At 58.8% G+C, this 16888-nt stretch carries 13 protein-coding genes and 6 pseudogenes; 11 read left to right on the top strand and 8 right to left on the bottom strand.

Annotation, left to right across the window (positions count from 1 at the left end; all coding sequences use genetic code 11):
* Nucleotides 1–9: 9 nt before the first annotated feature.
* Nucleotides 10–417: pseudogene (locus AC0KW6_RS12500) on the bottom strand (transposase); the annotation flags it as partial.
* Between the two features lie 217 nt (nucleotides 418–634).
* Between AC0KW6_RS12500 and AC0KW6_RS12495 the strand changes: the two are divergent.
* Nucleotides 635–880, top strand: coding sequence for a VPEID-CTERM sorting domain-containing protein (locus AC0KW6_RS12495; RefSeq protein WP_323775707.1), 246 nt, complete (start codon nucleotides 635–637; stop codon nucleotides 878–880).
* Between the two features lie 7 nt (nucleotides 881–887).
* Here AC0KW6_RS12495 and xrtE read toward each other — a convergent pair whose 3' ends face one another.
* Nucleotides 888–2438: an exosortase E/protease, VPEID-CTERM system gene (gene xrtE / locus AC0KW6_RS12490; protein ID WP_323775706.1), complete on the bottom strand. Its 1551-nt coding sequence runs from the start codon at nucleotides 2436–2438 to the stop codon at nucleotides 888–890.
* A gap of 330 nt (nucleotides 2439–2768) precedes the next feature.
* Here xrtE and AC0KW6_RS12485 point away from each other — a divergent pair, with 330 nt between their 5' ends.
* Both AC0KW6_RS12485 and AC0KW6_RS12480 read left to right on the top strand, forming a co-directional pair.
* Nucleotides 2769–2966, top strand: a complete 198-nt coding sequence (locus tag AC0KW6_RS12485; RefSeq protein WP_474035039.1) for a transposase — start codon at nucleotides 2769–2771, stop codon at nucleotides 2964–2966.
* A 93-nt stretch (nucleotides 2967–3059) separates the two neighbouring features.
* Nucleotides 3060–3224, top strand: a pseudogene (locus tag AC0KW6_RS12480) (IS256 family transposase); the annotation flags it as partial.
* A 40-nt stretch (nucleotides 3225–3264) separates the two neighbouring features.
* On the opposite strand, the pseudogene AC0KW6_RS12475 reads toward AC0KW6_RS12480, so the two are convergent.
* A pseudogene (locus AC0KW6_RS12475) lies at nucleotides 3265–3567 on the bottom strand (integrase core domain-containing protein); the annotation flags it as partial.
* Nucleotides 3568–3610: 43 nt separating this feature from the next.
* On the opposite strand from AC0KW6_RS12475, the pseudogene AC0KW6_RS12470 reads away from it, so the two are divergent.
* Nucleotides 3611–4826, top strand: a pseudogene (locus AC0KW6_RS12470) (IS30 family transposase); the annotation flags it as partial.
* A 119-nt stretch (nucleotides 4827–4945) separates the two neighbouring features.
* Here AC0KW6_RS12470 and istA read toward each other — a convergent pair.
* A pseudogene (istA, locus tag AC0KW6_RS12465) lies at nucleotides 4946–5675 on the bottom strand (IS21 family transposase); the annotation flags it as partial.
* Nucleotides 5676–5755: 80 nt separating this feature from the next.
* Here istA and AC0KW6_RS12460 point away from each other — a divergent pair.
* On the top strand, nucleotides 5756–6199 hold the full coding sequence (locus AC0KW6_RS12460) for a hypothetical protein (RefSeq protein ID WP_474035038.1): 444 nt from the start codon (nucleotides 5756–5758) through the stop codon (nucleotides 6197–6199).
* A gap of 181 nt (nucleotides 6200–6380) precedes the next feature.
* On the opposite strand, the gene AC0KW6_RS12455 is transcribed toward AC0KW6_RS12460, so the two are convergent.
* The 3 genes and pseudogenes from AC0KW6_RS12455 to AC0KW6_RS12445 all read right to left on the bottom strand — a co-directional run bounded on the left by AC0KW6_RS12455 (nucleotide 6381) and on the right by AC0KW6_RS12445 (nucleotide 9418).
* Nucleotides 6381–7442 carry a zinc-binding alcohol dehydrogenase family protein gene (locus AC0KW6_RS12455; RefSeq protein ID WP_474035037.1) on the bottom strand — a complete coding sequence of 354 codons (1062 nt, stop codon included), beginning with the start codon at nucleotides 7440–7442 and terminating at the stop codon, nucleotides 6381–6383.
* 91 nt (nucleotides 7443–7533) lie between these two features.
* Entirely contained in the window at nucleotides 7534–8553 is a 1020-nt protein-coding gene (locus AC0KW6_RS12450; RefSeq protein WP_474035036.1) for an alpha-ketoacid dehydrogenase subunit beta, read from the bottom strand.
* 17 nt (nucleotides 8554–8570) lie between these two features.
* A pseudogene (locus tag AC0KW6_RS12445) lies at nucleotides 8571–9418 on the bottom strand (thiamine pyrophosphate-dependent dehydrogenase E1 component subunit alpha).
* Nucleotides 9419–9774: 356 nt separating this feature from the next.
* On the opposite strand from AC0KW6_RS12445, the gene AC0KW6_RS12440 reads away from it, so the two are divergent.
* The 4 genes from AC0KW6_RS12440 to AC0KW6_RS12425 are packed head-to-tail and all read left to right on the top strand — an operon-like array spanning nucleotide 9775 to nucleotide 12990.
* Nucleotides 9775–10488: a GntR family transcriptional regulator gene (locus AC0KW6_RS12440; protein WP_474035035.1), complete on the top strand. Its 714-nt coding sequence runs from the start codon at nucleotides 9775–9777 to the stop codon at nucleotides 10486–10488.
* A 1-nt stretch (nucleotide 10489) separates the two neighbouring features.
* Nucleotides 10490–11269 carry an SDR family oxidoreductase gene (locus AC0KW6_RS12435; RefSeq protein ID WP_474035034.1) on the top strand — a complete coding sequence of 260 codons (780 nt, stop codon included), beginning with the start codon at nucleotides 10490–10492 and terminating at the stop codon, nucleotides 11267–11269.
* A 52-nt stretch (nucleotides 11270–11321) separates the two neighbouring features.
* Nucleotides 11322–12257 (top strand): 3,5-dioxohexanoate:acetyl-CoA acetone transferase, encoded by a 936-nt coding sequence (gene kce, locus AC0KW6_RS12430; protein ID WP_474035033.1) that lies wholly within the window; start codon nucleotides 11322–11324, stop codon nucleotides 12255–12257.
* Nucleotides 12244–12990 (top strand): SDR family oxidoreductase, encoded by a 747-nt coding sequence (locus AC0KW6_RS12425; protein ID WP_474035032.1) that lies wholly within the window; start codon nucleotides 12244–12246, stop codon nucleotides 12988–12990. Before kce ends, AC0KW6_RS12425 begins: the two co-directional genes overlap by 14 nt.
* Before the next feature lie 51 nt (nucleotides 12991–13041).
* Here AC0KW6_RS12425 and AC0KW6_RS12420 read toward each other — a convergent pair whose 3' ends face one another.
* On the bottom strand, nucleotides 13042–14706 hold the full coding sequence (locus tag AC0KW6_RS12420; RefSeq protein WP_474035031.1) for a GMC family oxidoreductase: 1665 nt from the start codon (nucleotides 14704–14706) through the stop codon (nucleotides 13042–13044).
* Nucleotides 14707–14888: 182 nt separating this feature from the next.
* Between AC0KW6_RS12420 and AC0KW6_RS12415 the strand changes: the two genes are divergently transcribed.
* Nucleotides 14889–15794 (top strand): LysR family transcriptional regulator, encoded by a 906-nt coding sequence (locus tag AC0KW6_RS12415; protein WP_474035030.1) that lies wholly within the window; start codon nucleotides 14889–14891, stop codon nucleotides 15792–15794.
* Nucleotides 15795–16149: 355 nt separating this feature from the next.
* Nucleotides 16150–16854 carry an NAD(P)H-dependent oxidoreductase gene (locus AC0KW6_RS12410; protein WP_474035029.1) on the top strand — a complete coding sequence of 235 codons (705 nt, stop codon included), beginning with the start codon at nucleotides 16150–16152 and terminating at the stop codon, nucleotides 16852–16854.
* Nucleotides 16855–16888: the final 34 nt, after the last annotated feature.

The raw sequence follows: 16888 nt of genomic DNA, 5'->3' as shown, positions 1-16888 counted from the left end.
GGTTTCATCTCAGGCGGTGGCCTTCAGATTTTGGTCTCCAGTAACATAGCCCTCCGTCGGGGTCAGCAAGCCATGCGATGAGTGCGGTCGCATTTCGTTGTAGTATCTGCTCCAGGTACCGATCCCGGAGCGGGCCTCCGAACCGGTCTCGAAGGCGTTCAAGTAGACGCATTCGTATTTCAACGAGCGCCAGAGCCGTACGATCATGCGATTATGGACCCAGCGGCCACGCCCATCGATTGATATCTTCACCTTGGCGGCACGCAGCACGCTGGTGAAATCTGTACTGGTGAACTGTGAACCCTGATCAGAGTTGAATATCTCGGGCGGGCCATGTCGGGCCAGCGCTCCCTTCAAGACCTTGATGCAGAACCCGGTGTTCATCGTGTTCGATAACCCCCAGCTCAACACCTTTCGGCCGACCAAAGGCAGTCTCCCTGCTCTGGAATGTTTTTTTCTGTCCAAATCACTCCAGTGAATTTTGCTCGTGCGAACTGGAAGGCCGGTGAAACTTGAAACAACGATCCACCTGCGGCACGATTGACCGCTAACTGCTGAACAATGCAGAGACTTATTTGATTTTTAGTTAATATGCCTCAATTATGGGGAGAATCGTTCAAAAGAGGATCTGTCCATGACGTGTATTGGCAAGATAGTTAGTGTTTGCGGTGCTTTCATTGCATTGTTGAGTGTGCTGCCCACAGTCGTAGCGGCTCAATCGATCGGCGTCGATCTCGGCGCCGTTGATGTAAGCATCGGCGGAGGGCGGCCGGCCTCTGTTCCTGAAATTGACGCATCGACAGGAGCAATGGCTCTCGCAGCTCTAGCCGCTGCTCTGGTGCTGGCATGGGAGGTGAACCGGCGCCGCAAGGCAGGGTAAGCTCTGCTCAGATCAAAGACCATTGCTCGGTATACCAGGCGACTGCGGCGACGGATGCATTCGCGACAATATGCGCGACAACCGCATCGCCCAGTCGACCCCGGCGTAACATTGCAGCCGCGAAAAAAAGGCCTGCGATGCCTGCCAAAACCAAGCGCCCATGCAGCGCTGCAAACAAAGCAGTCGACACAAAAACTGCGATAACTTTTGCGACCGTAGAGCCGGTATCGAGCCTGGCTAGAACGTAGCCGCGAAAGAAAGCCTCTTCCACCACGGGAACCAGAAATGTGGTTCCCAACGCGCGTACCATCGCCCAGGCCAAGAACGCGCTACCGCTTAAAGCTCCCAAAACCAGGTCATCTCCTTGAGAGGGCTCGGACAACCACACCCATCCGCCTCCTACGGCAAGACCTATCGCGATTGAAAACGGGTCCAACGACAGCCGGATCTGAGGAATTAGCGCGCTGCGCATCCAGGCCAATACGCCAAGCAGAACCGCCGCCTGGAACGGATATCCAAGAGCAGGGTGTTCCCAGAATGCATGAACAATTACGCCCGAAATCATAAAGGCAATAAAAGGGACAATCAGAGCGGCTATAGGGTTGGCGCTCAATTTTTCCTTGTCTGGGAGGGCATAATTCACTCGGCGGAGTGTCGGCATAGCTTGAGCGAGATTGAGCACTCCAAGCGCCAGAACGATGAAAAGCAACCACCCGGCGAAGCTGTGAAAGCCGTTTACCGCCAGCTCCGGCGAGACATACCTGCCAAGCAGAATCAGGACAGTAATGCGCAGGATATTAAATACCCAACTGGCCAGAAGAGCGATTGGCCAAAGAATGAGCCAGAATACGCTCTGCCTTAGTGTTTCGCGAAACAGCACAGCATATATCACCATGAACCCGCTGATCAGTGCGAACCCTTCAATGCCGGAACACTGGCTGGCGACAGCTACAACAAATCCTGGAAGCCCGATCCAGGCACGGCCTGGATCAATGAAAACCTCAGGATCAACTGCAGAGAGCAAAAACGCCACACCTTTGAATGTGCCGGTGGACACGAGCTCGACCGCCCACAGCGGCTCTATCAAATGTGCCAGGGACGGGATCAATGCAGCCGACAGCAAGATTACAAGCGGCTGGAAACGCGCGGTTCCAAGCCAATTCCACCAGGACAACGGCCTTAGTACCCAAAACAAGAATCCAAGTGCTGCTATGGCACCGCCACCGGCAAGCAGAATGGAAACATAAAGGAATTTTTCGTTCACCTCCCCTGGCGGGATGATCAGTACTGGCAGAAATATGATCACGATGCCCAGCAAGTGTACCTTACCCCAAAAGGTCTTTTGATTGGGTACCCTCATCAGTTCGAGAAACCGGTGCCAACTTCTGGTACGAGCGCACATCAGGACTACAAAGGCAGCGGAAACGCAGATGGCGCTGATAAACGCCCCCCTCAACCCGCGGCACAATCCCGCTATTCCGGTCGCGTGACATTCGATGGGAAATACAATCTGATAGGTTGCTATAACAGCAATGCTCTCGAGGACGAACAAGACCATCAGCCACCTGATACCCGCTTGACCCAATAACCTGTACCTCTGTCAATTTCCCTAACCATACTGAGACAACCTGTCGAGTATGGCGAAATTATGGGGTTTTCAGGTCGCCGGGAACTTTGCTGCCATGGGGTCAGGACTTCGGTAGCGGGGAGTGCCCAGTCAAGCGTGTTTGCGCAAGATTTTTGATCCACCGAAATGGTGTTGTCCGACCGTGTTGCAGGGATCGGCTTCTCGAAGTATCCTCAGCGTTTTCTATGACGTGAGCGACGATCGTTTCCCCACAAATTGAATGATGCCCGTCGGGACTAGTTTAAAAAGGCACGGTATCAGGTGGCGAACGCATCAGAATACAACGAAAGCCTTCGGCAACGTGGTGATGTGGCCGTATGGCTGTCAAATGATGTGGCTGAATTTTGGGCATCGTCGCACTGCAAAACCCGCGGTGGCCAGGCGCGTTACTCCGATTTGGCAATTGAGATTTTCGTTACTCTGCGGGTCGTATTAGCAGTGTCCCAACGGTTGGTGTAAGTTCCGCCGGTAGCGCGGGCCGCTTGGCGGCCACGGTTGTTCTTCGGCTAAGGTTTGGTTTGCCGACCTGACCTATGACCGAGGAGAACGACCATGACCAAGGACAGCCTATCAGACGCCGCGACGCTGCGTGCACTTCTGTCGGAGACGTCCGGCACCAACCTGCTTGCCGAGATGCTCGGGTTTGTCGCCGACCGCCTCATGCCGCGGGATGTCGACCAGCTCTGTGGTGCTGGCGCGCACGAGCGCAGCGGCGACGTGAACCGCCCCGGTTTTGCCGGAGGCTGATTTCAGTTCGTTACGCGGCTCGTTCCTCAGTTTCCATAGCCGCATAGAAATTGGCCTCTGCTTCTGCCGGCGGAATATTCCCTATAGGCTCGAGCAGGCGGCGATTTTTGAACCAGTCCACCCATTCGAGTGTTGCGTATTCCACCGCCTCGAAGTTGCGCCAAGGGCCGCGGCGGTGAATGACCTCGGCCTTGAAAAGACCATTGATCGTTTCGGCCAGCGCGTTGTCATAGCTGTCTCCAACGCTGCCGACCGAAGGTTCTGTACCGGCTTCGCCCAACCGCTCTGCGTATTTGATCGACAGGTTTTGGGCGGATTCAAACGGTTGTCGCAACGGTTCCGAATTGGAGGTTGTGATGACAAACCGCAAACGCGCATCAAAGCGCAGCACAGGAGGTAAACTGCATTTACCGGGACGGCCACGGGCGGTACTGCGTTCCCAGCAAGTCATGTTTTGGCAACTCATCAAGCAAGGCGTTTCCAGCGAAGAAGCTGGCGTGCAAGCTGGCGCGTCTGCCCCAGTTGGCGGTCGTTGGTTTCGGGAGGCCGGAGGCATGCCGCCATCCAAGTTTGAAAATGCATCTCAGCCGCTTTCCAGCCGGTATCTGTGTTTTGCTGAGCGCGAAGAGATCGCCTTGTACAGAGCGCAAGGCTTCGGTGTCTGCGCGATTGCAAGGAAGATTGGACGATCCGCCTCGACCGTTTCCCTGGAACTTCGGCGGAATGCAGCGACACGCTCAAGGGGCTTTGAATATCGGCGACAACAGCGCGATGGCATGCGGATCGATCAGCGCGCCGCCCCAAGAGACCAAAGCTGGCTCAGAACGATGCATTGCGGCACTATGTCGAAGAGCGGCTTTCAGGTCATATCGAAGGCCCAAACGGGAACATCTTGGCCGGTCCTGACGTGTCTTGGACGAAGAGACGGTCTGTGCGCCGACAACATCGCAGATGGGCAACGGCCTGGAGCCCAGAGCAGGTCGCCCGCCGTTTGCCTCTTGATTATCCGGATGACCCGATGATGCGTATCAGCCATGAGGCCAAATATCAGTCCTTGTTCATTCAAGGCCGTGGTGCGCTGCGGCGGGAGTTGGTTGCCTGCTTGCGTTCCGGACGGGCGCTACGTCTCCCGCGAGCGCGGCGAAAAGGCAAAGGCAAAGGCAAACCGTTTGTGTCCGTTCAGTTCATGATCAGCGAACGCCCCGCCGAAGCAGAAGACCGCGCTATGCCGGGTCACTGGGAAGGCGATCTTATCCTCGGCCTGAAGAGCTCGGCGATCGGCACTCTGGTGGAACGCAAAACACGGTTCATGCTCCTGCTGCATCTGCCCCCTATGCCCGGCCATGGTGCAGGTCCGCGCAAAAAGAACGGTCCCGCGCTTGCAGGTCACGGTGCTGAGGCTGTTCGAGATACCATTACCAAATCAATTTAGAGCCTTCCAAGCCACTTGTGCAAATCACTCACATGGGACCATGTGCTGAGATGGCGCAACATGAGACGCTGAAGACAGACACTGGTATCCAAGTTTTCTTCTGTGATCCTCAAAGCCCCTGGCAGCGCGGCAGCAACGAGACACCATCTGCTCGAGGGTGGGATGTGTGAGCATCTGTTTGTCCTTTCCGGGGTTACTCGTAGTAGCCGGGTCCACGGATATTGTCGTGGATCGGCGTAGCGGTGATCGGGTCTGGTGGGCTGGGCAGCACCGTCGTATCGTAATGTGTGGCCATGTCGGAGACACGTCTTGGTCAGTGACGGCTCGAACCAGAGCGGTTTAGCCACGGCGGCCTTGAGATTGTCGCAGACAATTCCCCTGGGGACCCCGCCGAAAAACTTCAGGGCCCGGACCTGGGCTTCAATCCAATCCGGCAGCTTCTGGCTGAGGCTCGCCCAAACGAAGGTGTAGTTTGATGCGCCCAGAACAGCGGCGAAGATTTGCGCACGATGTTCAACCCCCGTGGCCGGATCGATGATTGAAATCGTCTGGCCGGCAGAGTCCGTCTGCATCACTGCGCCGGCCTCATGGCGGTTGCGATACCGGGGGCGGATGCGGTTCTCGAACTCCCTGTAACGCTCGCAAAACCAAGTGTAGCCATAGCCGTCGGGATGCGCCGCCCGGTATTCCTCCCAGAGCAGCACCAGCGTCACCCCTTTGCGCTTCATCTCCGCCGCCATCTTCGGCCAGTCGGGCTCCGTGAGGCCACGGGGCGGGCGGCCGACACGCTGGAAAAGGACTTGCTTCAGCGGCGCATCGTCATTGCGGCCAGCTGGCAAGGGCCAGCAGTTCAGACCTGCCTCCCTGGCCCGGAGCAGGTAGGTCGCCACCGTCGTCTTGCTGAGCTTCAGGCGCAGGCCAACCTCGCGCACCGAAAGCCCCTGGTCATGCGTCAGTCGTAAAATCGTTCGTATGTCTTGCACAGTCATGCGCCTCGGTTGCTTCCGTCGTGGCCTGTCCCCTCCCGATCCGGTTGAAAGATCGGCAGAGTGCCGTGACGGGACAGGCGATGACCAACCGTGTTCGGAGCCCGGAGCTGTCCGGGAATTACCGAAATCCCTGTCCGGGAATTTGCGAAACCCGCAAGCTGGAACACAGCCCTGCCCCGGACCCGGTGGTGTTTCACCCGTCGATGGCGGAGGCCTACCGGGAGCGGGTGTCGCGGCGGATCAAGGGCCTTGGCACGGCCGAGGGCATGGTCGAGGCCAAGGAGGCGCTGCGGGCTCTGGTGGAACGGATCGTGCTGACGCCTGCGGCGGAGGGCGCTGGCCTGGATCTGACCCTTGAGGGCGATCTGGCCGGGCTGCTGCGCCTTGCGGCGGGTGCGGCGGGTGCAAACGCAGGAAAGGCTCCGGGCGTTATGCCTGAAGCCTTTGAAGGTATTGAGGAAATTGTGTTGGTTGCGGGAGCGGGCAACCACCGTAACCTACTCATTCTGTCCGTGAACGTATGATTGTTCAAAGACGGTTTCAAATTTGAACAGGAAAAATCCACGAAAATCGTACCTTTCCGGTCCAATCAGGCGATACAAAACAGAGCTCAGCCGGATTATCGCAGAATCTATTGGGCGGCAGACTAGAATATAGACATTCGCACTTACGGAAGATCGCTGGGAAAGACGCGGTGACCCTAATCTACCCAGCCACCCCGGCAGCGAAATCAGCCGATACTTGTCCTTCCCCCCATCCCTCAAGCACTATCTTGCCTTGGAGCGATCCGCTTTCAACCCGCGCGTGGGCCGAGAGGAGCGAGGTAGCATTAATGCGGCCGCCAACCTCTCCCAAGGGAGAATTGAGACGGCCTGCAGCCGCGAGGGAAGCGATTTTTCTTAGGTGCTTGCCTTGTTCCGATATGTCCGGTGTTCCAAAGACAGGCCGGGTGGACATCGCCTCCCAATGCAGAGAAACGGCCTTTGCCATCAGGGGCATTGCGTCGATACCGTTTCTCGCATCGTCAGTCACTCCCAGCCGACCTTGGGGCGCGATCAGTTCGGCAATATCCGCCAGATGCTCGGCCGTGTGGCTAGTCGAGAGAACGAATCCCGGTGCGCCGATGTTCAGTGCCTCGACTTGCGGTGCCATTGGCTGCCTGTGGCTGATTACGTATTGCGCTCCGCGTGCCTGGACGCGTGTCCGGGATGCCGAATCCGAGGCGGTGCCGATGACCGTCAAATCAGTCAACTCACGCAAGAGTTGAACGGCCATTGAGCCGACGCCTCCATCGGCGGCGATGACGAGAATGGTTCCGGCACCTTCGGTGGTGGGGCGGCTGACAGCGAGCCGGTCGAAGAGTGTTTCCATTGCCGTCAACGAGGCAAGCGGCATGGCTGCCGCCTCGGCGTCGCTGAGCGTGGACGGTTTGCGCGCAACGATGCGTTCATCGACAAGGTGGTATTCGGCGTTGGTGCCCTGCCGCGCCGGCGAGCCTGCATAAAACACCGCATCACCCGACTTGAAATCCTGCACCGCGCTGCCGACGGCCTCGACGACACCGGTAGCATCCAGACCCAGTACCTGCCACTCCCCGCTAGCGGGCGCCACGTTCTGGCGGATTTTGACGTCAGCCGGATTCACCGTGACGGCATGTATCTTTACAAGCAGGTCCCGGCCCCTCGGTACGGGCTTAGAAAGCGTTATGTTTTGCAACGCATTGTCGCGATTGATCGGACCGGGTGTCCTGTAGCCAACGGCTTTCATTTGCATCTCAAAACTCCGAATAAGCGGTCCGGCAAAGGTCGGCCGCCCCAAGTCGGGGCGACCGATTTCTGGCCATAGACAGATCCCGGGGTCAAGCAGCGTTCATCTGGTCCCAGGCCGCCAGGATCTTGCCGTCGTCGGGCATAAAGGCCTGCTCCACGTCCCGGGCGCAGGGGATCGGGACATCCGGATGCGCCACTCGTTTCGGCGAGGCTTTGAGGACTGACACGTCGTGCTCGGTGACAGTGGCGATGATCTCACCGGTTATCCCGTAGCTGAGGTAGTCGTCGTCCACCACGATCAGCCGCCCGGTCTTGGCCACGCTGGCGCGGATCGTATCGCGATCCAGCGGCACCAGGCTCAACAGGTCGATCACCTCGGCGCTGACCCCCTGCTTTTCGAGCTGACCGGCGGCCTTGAGGGCATTGTGCGCCCCCATGCCGAAGCCGACGATGGTGACGTCGCTGCCCTCGCGGGCGATCTTCGCCTTTCCAATCTCCACGGTGTAGCTGTCTTCTGGAACATGCACCGCAGCGGCTTCTTCCGTGCCTAGCCAGGCCAGCCCGTGCAGGCGTTTGTCAAACAAGTAGACCACCGGGCTGTCATCGCGAATGGCCGCTGCGAGCAACCCCTTGGCATCGTAGGAATTGGATGGCGAGACAACCTTCAGCCCGGGAAAGTGCGCGAACGCAGCAAAGGGGCTCTGCGACTGGGTCGCGCCATCCGCATTGCCGCCACCGGTGCCGGTCATCAACACCATCGGCACCTTGATCTTGCCCCCAGAAAGAAAATGGTGTTTGGCCATCAGGTTGTAGATCGCATCATAGCAGACACCGAAAAAGTCCGCGAACATCAGCTCGATAACCGGGCGCATGCCATCCGCAGCGGCCCCAACCGCCGCCCCGACAATTGCAGTCTCGGAAATCGGCGTGTCGCGCACGCGGTTCTCTCCGAACTCATCAAGCAAGCCGCGGGTATTGCCATAAAGGCTGCCGAATGTGCCGATATCCTCGCCCAGAACGAAGACGCTTGGATCATTCCGCATTTCCTGCGCCAGCGTTTCAGCGATAGCTTGCGAACTGGTCATCACACGTTCGTTTGTCTTGTCCATTTCAGCCTCCTTCGGGCTCAAGCCGCAAAAACAATGTCGTGCGCGAACTGGGGCGACGGGTATTCACTTTCAACGGCAAATTTGATCGCGCGCTCGGCGCGGCTTTTGCAGTCCACCTCAATGGCGTTCAGCTCATCCGGCGTAGCCACGCTGTCGGCGAGCAGTTTCTTCCGCATTGTCGGGATCGGATCCTTGGCCCGCTGACCTTCCAGCTCTCCCTCCGGCAAGTAGCTGAAATCATCGCCGACAAAGTGCCCTTGAAGTCGGTAGGTTTCGACCACGATCAGCGAAGGTCCTTCTCCAGCGCGTGCCCGAGCAATCGCCTCACCCGCGACCCGGTAGATTTCGTAGGGGTCATTGCCTTTGACATGGTAACCCGGAACACCGTAGGACGCGGCGCGCACGCTGTGGTTTTCCACTGATGTCGACGCGCTCTTGGGGGTCGAAATGCCCCAGCCGTTATCTTCGATCACCGAAATGAACGGCAGCTTCCAAACCGCTGCCAGGTTCATCGCCTCATGCCAGGCACCCTCGTTTGCCCCCCGTCGCCGATGAAGTTGACAGCGACACCGGGCTTGCCCTGGATCACGCGGCTGAGCGCGGCACCAACGGCCGGGCCGAGCCCCTGGCCAATGATGCCCGAACAGCTGAAGTTCACCTCAGCATCGATCAGATGCATGTGCCCGCCCATGCCTCCTGAAAGACCAGTTTTCTTGCCGAAAATCTCGGCCGCCATCCTGTCCAGATCCACGCCCTTAGCAATCGCTTCGTGGTGAGGACGGTGGGAACCGGTCACTACATCTTCGGCAGTCAAATGGGCGCAGACACCCACCGCGACTGGTTCCTGCCCGTCGCTGCGGTGCATCTCGCCAGGCAGTGGCCCTTTGGCAAAATCCATTTTGGGCTGCTTTCCATCCATGTAAATTTCGCCGATAGCCTCGTCAAACCTGCGGCTGGTTACCATCGTCCGGTACATCCAAATCTGTTCATCACGTGTTGGTTTCATGGGGTCCGTCCTCCTAATACTGAAGTCGCACCCCAAGAGTAATTTTGTTGAAAAAAATAAAAAGCGACCAACAACTGAAATTAGTATATCCTTTTCCTGTATAAAGTTGCATTCCGAACCGGATCTATGCCCTATCGCAGATCCGAACAGTTGACTGACCGCATTGCGAGTGCTATCTGCGATCTCAGATCACACTTAAACCAGCGGACCTTAAAATGGAACTGTTCGGCGCCAAACCAAAATCCAGCAAGCAGCCATTGCAGCGGGACAGTCTGCAGCAGCAAATCTATGACAAACTGCGGCTCCAATTGATAACTGGCGCCTACCGGCCGGGCGATACGATCTCCAGCCGTGGACTCGCCGGGGAGTTGGGTGTGAGCGCAATGCCCGTACGAGAAGCGCTGACACGGCTCACCGCCGAGGGCGCATTGGAATTGACAAGCAGTCGTGTCCTACGGCTGCGCTCGCTCAGTTTCGACGACTTCCAGGAGATCACCACAATACGGCTAGACCTCGAAGGCCGCGCCGCAGCCCGTGCCGCAACCCAGGCTACCGAAGGGGACATTGCGGCCGTGCGCCAAGCCCACAGCGTTCTGCTCGAGGCGGCCAAAGCCGGAGACACCGGTGCCTATCTGGTTGCCAACGCCGGCTTCCACAGCAGCATTTATACCGCCGCGAGCTGGCCGCTGCTGCTGGAAATGATCCAGCGCCTATGGATTATCGTCGGCCCCTCGATCCGCGCCAGCCTGCCCGACCAGACCCATATGGCCAATTCGATGCAGTTCCACGACTCCGCGCTGGAAGCCATGACAGCAAGGGACGCAACCGCCCTGCGCGACGCGATCATTAATGACATCCAGACCGCCGCAGCCGAAATTCAGGCCTTCCTTTTGGCCGGGCACGAAAAACAGTCTGCAGGAGCAAGATGACATGTCCATTCTCCAATCGCTGACGCCCCCGCCGGGCCTCAGGGTCCTGATCACCGGCGGCGCCGGCGGGATCGGCGCCAAAATCGTCTCCGGTTTCGCCGAAGCCGGTGCCAAGATCCACCTGTCCGACATCGACAAGGAAGCGGTTGCGGCCGCCACTGGCGACGCGGTGACCGGCTCTGTGGCTGATGCCAGCGACGAGAACGCTTCTCGTCGCCTCTTCGTCGAGGCCACCGAGGCAATGGGTGGGATCGACGTTGTTATCGCGAACGCCGGTATTGCCGGGCCAACTGCGGCAGTGTCCGAAATAGCCGCCCCGGACTGGGACAAAACCTTGGACGTGAACTTACGCAGCGCCTATCTGGCCGCAAGGTTCGGCGCACCACATCTGATTGCCAGCCAGGGCGTCTTCATCGCTATGTCCTCGGTCGCCGGGCGGCACGGCTTTGCCTACCGCACGCCCTATGCCGCCGCGAAATGGGGCATCTCCGGTTTGGTGAAAAGCCTGGCATCAGAACTGGGGCCCAAGGGCGTACGCGCCAACGCAGTGCTACCTGGCTTGATTAAGGGGCCTCGTATTGAACAGGTGATCACTGCCCGCGCTCAGGAGCTCGGGATCAGCTTTGACGAGATGCAAGCGCAGAACCTCGCCAAGGTTTCGCTACGCCGGATGGTCAGCGCCGAGGAAATCGCCGCAACCTGCCTGTTCCTCTGTGCCCCCGGCGGCCGCAACATCTCAGGCCAGGCGCTCAGTGTGTGCGGCAACGTTGAAGCCATGTAATTGCCCCAGACCAGCGCAACAAGCAGCCCCAGACATCCCGGAGCCCATACCAATGACAAAACTACACCGAAAAGTCATCATAAGTTGTGCCGTAACAGGCGCAATCCACACCCCCTCGATGTCACCGCATCTGCCAGTCACGCCGGAGCAGATCACCTCCGACGCGCTTGCCGCCGCCGCCGCCGGGGCATCTATCCTGCATCTGCACGCCCGGGATCCCGAGACCGGCCGCCCCACCCAGGAACCCAATGCCTTCCGCGCCTTCCTGCCGCAGATCAAACAGGCCACCGATGCAGTGATCAACCTCACTACCGGCGGCAGCCCCCACATGAGCGTGGCCGAACGGATGCGTCCCGCTGCCGAGTTGAAGCCGGAATTAGCCTCACTGAACATGGGGTCGATGAATTTCGGGCTGTATCCGATGCTCAGCCGCTTTACCGAATTCAAACACAGCTGGGAGCGCGAACACCTCGAAAGCAGCCGCGACCTGGTGTTCAAGAACACATTCAAAGACATCGAACACATCCTGCGGATCGGCACTTCCAACGGCACTAGGTTCGAATTCGAATGTTATGACACCAGTCACCTCTACAATTTGGCCCATTTCGCCGACCGCGGCCTAGTAAAGGGCCCGTTCCTTGTCCAAACAGTCTTCGGCCTGCTGGGTGGCATCGGAGCGCATCCAGAGGACGTTTTGCACATGAAACGCACCGCCGACCGGTTGTTTGGCGGCGACTATATATGGTCCGTCCTTGGGGCCGGCCGCAATCAGATGACAGTGGCTTCGCAGGCAGCTTCACAGGGCGGAAATGTCCGTGTCGGGTTGGAGGATTCGCTCTGGATCTCGCCGGGAACACTGGCACAAAGCAACGCCGAGCAAGTCACCAAGATCCGCAGTATCCTAGAGGGGCTGAGCCTGGATGCCGCCACCCCGGCTGAAGCTCGTGAAATTCTTTCTCTGAAGGGAGGCGCCAATGTCGCATTCTGAAAATGGCGCAGTTATCGTCACCGGCGGCAGCCGCGGCATCGGTGCTGCCACGGTCGAGGCACTGGCGAATGCAGGACGCCCCGTAGTGTTTTCCTACGCTTCCAACGATGCTGCTGCTACCGCGCTGTGCGAACGAATCGCAGCGCAGGGCGGCCAAGCCATAGCGTGCAAGGGCGACGCCGCAGATCCTGCTGCTATCGAGAAGATGTTTCAGACCTGCCGTGACCGCTTCGGAGCACCGACAGGCCTATTCGCCAATGCCGGCATCACCGGCCCCGCCTGCCGGCTCGAAGATCTGGAGGAATCGGATCTGCGCCGTGTGTTCGACGTCAACGTGATGGGCACCTTCCTGACCGCACGGGCCGCCATACGCGAGATGCCCCCCGCTGGCGGCGCTATTGTACTGATGTCCAGCCGCGCCGCGCGGCTGGGTGGCGGTGGCGAATGGGTGCATTACGCCGCCTCCAAAGGTGCGATTGACAGCCTGACCGTCGGTCTCGCCCGCGAGGCCGGGGCTGCAGGCATCCGCGTCAATGCCGTTGCCCCTGGTCTCATCAATACCGAACTGCACGCAGCCGCAGGCCTCGGCGACCGGCTGAAAAAAAAGGGCGCTGAGGTGCCACTGGGCCGCAGCGGCAGCGCGGAAGAGGTTGCCGCATCCGTCTGCTGGTTGCTGTCCGACGCCTCGTCCTATGTCAGCGGCACAATTCTGGACGTATCCGGCGGGCGCTGAAACGGACACCGCATATTTCCCCGCAAGCCATAAAGTGCGCCGGTTCAAAGTTCAGTTTCCCGCCAGCACCCAACGGGCCGCCTTTTCCGCAATCATCAGGGTTGGGGAATTGGTATTGCCGCTAGTGATCGCAGGCATGATGCTTGCATCAACAACCCTTAGGCCGGCGACGCCTTTGAGCCGCAGATTCGGATCGAGCACGGCGCTGTCATCGTTGGCGCGGCCCATTTTGACTGTGCCCGCCGGGTGAAAAATCGTGTTCGCGATGTCGCCGGCCAGCTTGGCAAGATCCTCATCGCTCTGATACTGCGGACCGGGTTTGAATTCCTCAGGCGCATAAGACTGCATTGCCGGCTGCGACATGATCTTGCGCACCTGCCGCAGGCTGTCGGCAGCGACCTTGCGGTCATCCTCGGTCGCTAGGTAATTGGGTGAGATCATCGGCGCATCGCGGAAATCGGCCGATCGTATGCGCACGTGGCCCCGGCTGGTCGGGTTCAGATTGCAGACGCTGACCGTCATCGCCGGAAAATCATGCAGCGGCTCGCCAAACGCCTCAAGACTGAGGGGCTGCACGTGATATTCAAGATTGGCATGGCTGCGGCTCGGGTCCGAGCGGGTAAAGGCGCCTAGCTGGCTGGGCGACATGCTCATCGGGCCTGTGCGTTTCAGCAAATATTCCGCGCCAATTTTTGCTTTTCCCAGCAGATTGCTCGCCAGCGTATTGAGCGTAGGGGTGCCGTTAACCTTGTAAACCGCGCGTATCTGCAGGTGATCTTGCAAATTCTCCCCCACCGGAGCATCACGCAGCACTTTGATCCCGTGTGACTGCAGCAGCGCCGCCGGACCTATCCCCGACAGCTGCAAAATCTGCGGCGAGTTAACCGCCCCGGCCGAGAGCAGCGTCTCCCGCCGAGCGGTCACACTCAGCAATTGACCGTTCCTGTGTACCCGAGCACCAGAACAGCGCAACGCGCCACTGGCACTCTTCCCGAAAGTGAGCTTCTCGACCTGCGCCTCGGTCCAGATCGTCAAATTGCGGCGGGATCTGACGGGTTTCAAAAAGGCTTTTGAGGTGTTCCAGCGCCAGCCCGAGCGCTGGTTGACGTCGAAATAGCCAACGCCTGCGTTGTCACCGTTGTTGAAATCGTCAGTCTTCTCGATTCCCGCCTGGACCGCTGCTTGTTTAAAGCTGTCGAGCACGTCCCAGCGCAGCCGCTGCTTTTCCACCCGCCACTCGCCACCCTTCCCGTGCATGTCGGAAAACCTGCCGTTGCCGTCACCCATCGGATCGGCGCCGCCATCAAGCTTGTAGTGATCCTCGTGCGCCTTGAAGTCGCCGAGCGAGTTGCTCCAGTTCCACCCATCCTCGCCGCTGAGACGCGCCCAGTTGTCGTAGTCGCGAGCCTGGCCGCGCATGTAGATCATTCCGTTTATCGACGAGCAGCCCCCCAGCGTTTTGCCGCGCGGATAGCGCAGGATCCTGCCGTTCAGCCCTTTGTCGGCTTCGGTGCTGTACATCCAGTCGGTACGCGGATTGCCGATACAGTAGAGATACCCAACAGGAATGTGGATCCAGGGGTAATTGTCCGCCTTTCCCGCCTCCAGCAAGAGCACCCTGTTGCCCGGGTCGGCACTCAGCCGGTTGGCCAGCAGACAACCGGCGGAACCGCCGCCAATCACGATGTAGTCATAATCCGTTCCGGTATCCGGCAAGGTCGCCCCCTAATTTTGGCCTGCAACGCCAAAGCGGGCCGCCGCCAGCATTCCGGACCAAAAAAAGACCAGCGCATTTGCGGTGCAGCGCACATTCGGGTGCCGCGTTTCCCGGGAGACTAGGCAGGGCAGCGGCACTTTCCAAATGACAAATTTCGCAGCGTGATATTAGAGATCATAATATGGACAGATACTCGAACCTGAACAACATCCTCGCCTTCGTCACCGTCGCGCGCGAAGGCAGCGTTTCGCAGGCGGCTGAGGTTCTCAGCCTGACCCAGCCTGCGGTCAGCCACCAGATCAAACGGCTGAGTGAGGACACCGGGATCACCCTGTTCCGGCGCACGCCCCGGGGGCTGGACTTGACGCCCGGCGGCGCGGCGATCCTGCCCAAAGCTGAACAGGTGCTACGCGCGATGGCCGAGTTCCGCCGCAGTGCGAGCCGCCAGTGCGGGCGTGTCTCGGGCACGCTCAGGATCGGCACGATAGTCGACCCTGAATTCATTCGCCTCGGCCGGCTGCTCAGTCGCCTTGGCTCAGAACATCCGGATATCAAAACCGAACTGGAGCATGGCGTCAGCGGCGGCATCCTCGACAAGCTGAAGCGGCGCCAGATCGACGCAGGGTTTTACCTGGCCAAACCGGATGAATTGGGTGCCATCCCGTCTGATCTGCCGCTTTACACGAAGACGCTCGCAGATTTTTCTTACTGCGTCATCGCGTCTTCCGGGTGGGAAACGCGGGTTGCGACTGCGGACTGGACCGATCTTGCGGCGTTGCCCTGGATCGGAACACCGGAGGCCTCGGTTCATCACCGGTCGCTGACAAAGATCTTTGCGCAACATGGATGCACACAGAACACCGTGGCGATGGTGGACCAGGAAGCCTCGATGTTGGAAATGGTCCGCTCTGGTGTTGGGTTAAGTCTTTGCCGCGAGTCCGTGGCTTTGCATCAGCGTCAGTCTTTCGGACTTGCCATCAGCGAAATTCTGCGTGTCCCGGCGCGTCTCGTCATGCTGACGCTGGCAGAAAGGAAGGATCATCCGATCATTTCTGCGCTTTTCGGCCAGCTTGGAGCTGTCTGGTAGGCGGCAAGCGATAGAACTCAGAAGCGCTGACTAGGATCTGAAAAACTCCATTGAAGCCAATCAAATAATTCAGCAACGCCTCGTGCCCCTACCGGCGAAAAAGTCAACTCTTGGGACTTGGACGGATTTACACCATAAGATTGCTTAGTGGGGCAGCACCGCTAGTAGTGGAGGCGTTTACAGAGCGGCGCTCAAAGACGGAATGTCCGGCTGAGCGCTGTACGCAGCGGACTTCGCCTGAAGGACTTGTTGCGTACTTAATGCCTGAAACCCGAATTCTGTTTTACTGATCCGGCTTCTAATCCGCCGGACCGCCATGGCCTAGATCGGCGTCATCAGATTTGGAGCAAGACCCATGAAAGACATGACCGACACCGCCCGCATCCAGGCCGAGATCATTGAGGCCTTTAATTTCCGCCACGCCACTAAGGTCTTCGACCCCGAGCGCAAGATCAGCGAGGGCGACTTCGAAACCATTCTCGAGGCGGCGCGCCTGTCACCCACCTCGTTTGGACACGAGCCGTTCAAGATCCTGATGATTCAATCTCAGGAAAAGCGGGAGCTGTTCCGTAAATTCACCTGGGGTGCAAACGGCATGATGAACGGCACCAGCGGCCAACTGGGAACCGCCAGTCACTTTGGCATCATCCTGGTGAACACCGCCAAGACGATGACCGCAGGATCGGACTACCTGCAGGACTTCTACCGCAGCGTTAAGCAGCTGCCCGACGACGTCATCGAGTTCTTCAACAGCGCCTACGGAAAATTCCAGACCACCGACCACGGGATCACCACGGACCGCGAAATCACCGACTGGGCCGGAAAGCAGGCCTATATCGTGCTTTCCAACATGATGACCAGTGCGGCGCTGATGGGCATCGATTCCTGCCCGATTGAAGGCTTTGACATGGCACAAACCATCGAGACGCTGGAGAAACACTTCGGCGTCGACCCCAAAAAGTACAAGCCTGCGGTGATGTTCGCCTTTGGCCACCGTGCAACCGATCCGGAGTTCCCCAAAACCCGCAGGGCAATGGAAGACACCGTCAGCTGGTTCTGAGGGCACCCACGGGGATGCTTGCAACAGACCGCGC

The sequence above is a fragment of the Leisingera sp. SA215 genome, from assembly GCF_055902035.1.
This window is presented reverse-complemented; position numbering and strand designations above follow the sequence as displayed.

What these genes read in the sequence shown, in the direction of transcription:
- xrtE (WP_323775706.1), bottom strand. Translation starts at nt 2,438, where the DNA reads ATGGTCTTGTTCGTCCTCGAGAGCATTGCTGTTATAGCAACCTATCAG.
- AC0KW6_RS12435 (WP_474035034.1), top strand. Translation starts at nt 10,490, where the DNA reads ATGTCCATTCTCCAATCGCTGACGCCCCCGCCGGGCCTCAGGGTCCTG.
- AC0KW6_RS12460 (WP_474035038.1), top strand. Translation starts at nt 5,756, where the DNA reads ATGACCAACCGTGTTCGGAGCCCGGAGCTGTCCGGGAATTACCGAAAT.
- AC0KW6_RS12450 (WP_474035036.1), bottom strand. Translation starts at nt 8,553, where the DNA reads ATGGACAAGACAAACGAACGTGTGATGACCAGTTCGCAAGCTATCGCT.
- AC0KW6_RS12455 (WP_474035037.1), bottom strand. Translation starts at nt 7,442, where the DNA reads ATGAAAGCCGTTGGCTACAGGACACCCGGTCCGATCAATCGCGACAAT.
- kce (WP_474035033.1), top strand. Translation starts at nt 11,322, where the DNA reads ATGACAAAACTACACCGAAAAGTCATCATAAGTTGTGCCGTAACAGGC.
- AC0KW6_RS12410 (WP_474035029.1), top strand. Translation starts at nt 16,150, where the DNA reads ATGAAAGACATGACCGACACCGCCCGCATCCAGGCCGAGATCATTGAG.
- AC0KW6_RS12495 (WP_323775707.1), top strand. Translation starts at nt 635, where the DNA reads ATGACGTGTATTGGCAAGATAGTTAGTGTTTGCGGTGCTTTCATTGCA.
- AC0KW6_RS12415 (WP_474035030.1), top strand. Translation starts at nt 14,889, where the DNA reads ATGGACAGATACTCGAACCTGAACAACATCCTCGCCTTCGTCACCGTC.
- AC0KW6_RS12440 (WP_474035035.1), top strand. Translation starts at nt 9,775, where the DNA reads ATGGAACTGTTCGGCGCCAAACCAAAATCCAGCAAGCAGCCATTGCAG.
- AC0KW6_RS12425 (WP_474035032.1), top strand. Translation starts at nt 12,244, where the DNA reads ATGTCGCATTCTGAAAATGGCGCAGTTATCGTCACCGGCGGCAGCCGC.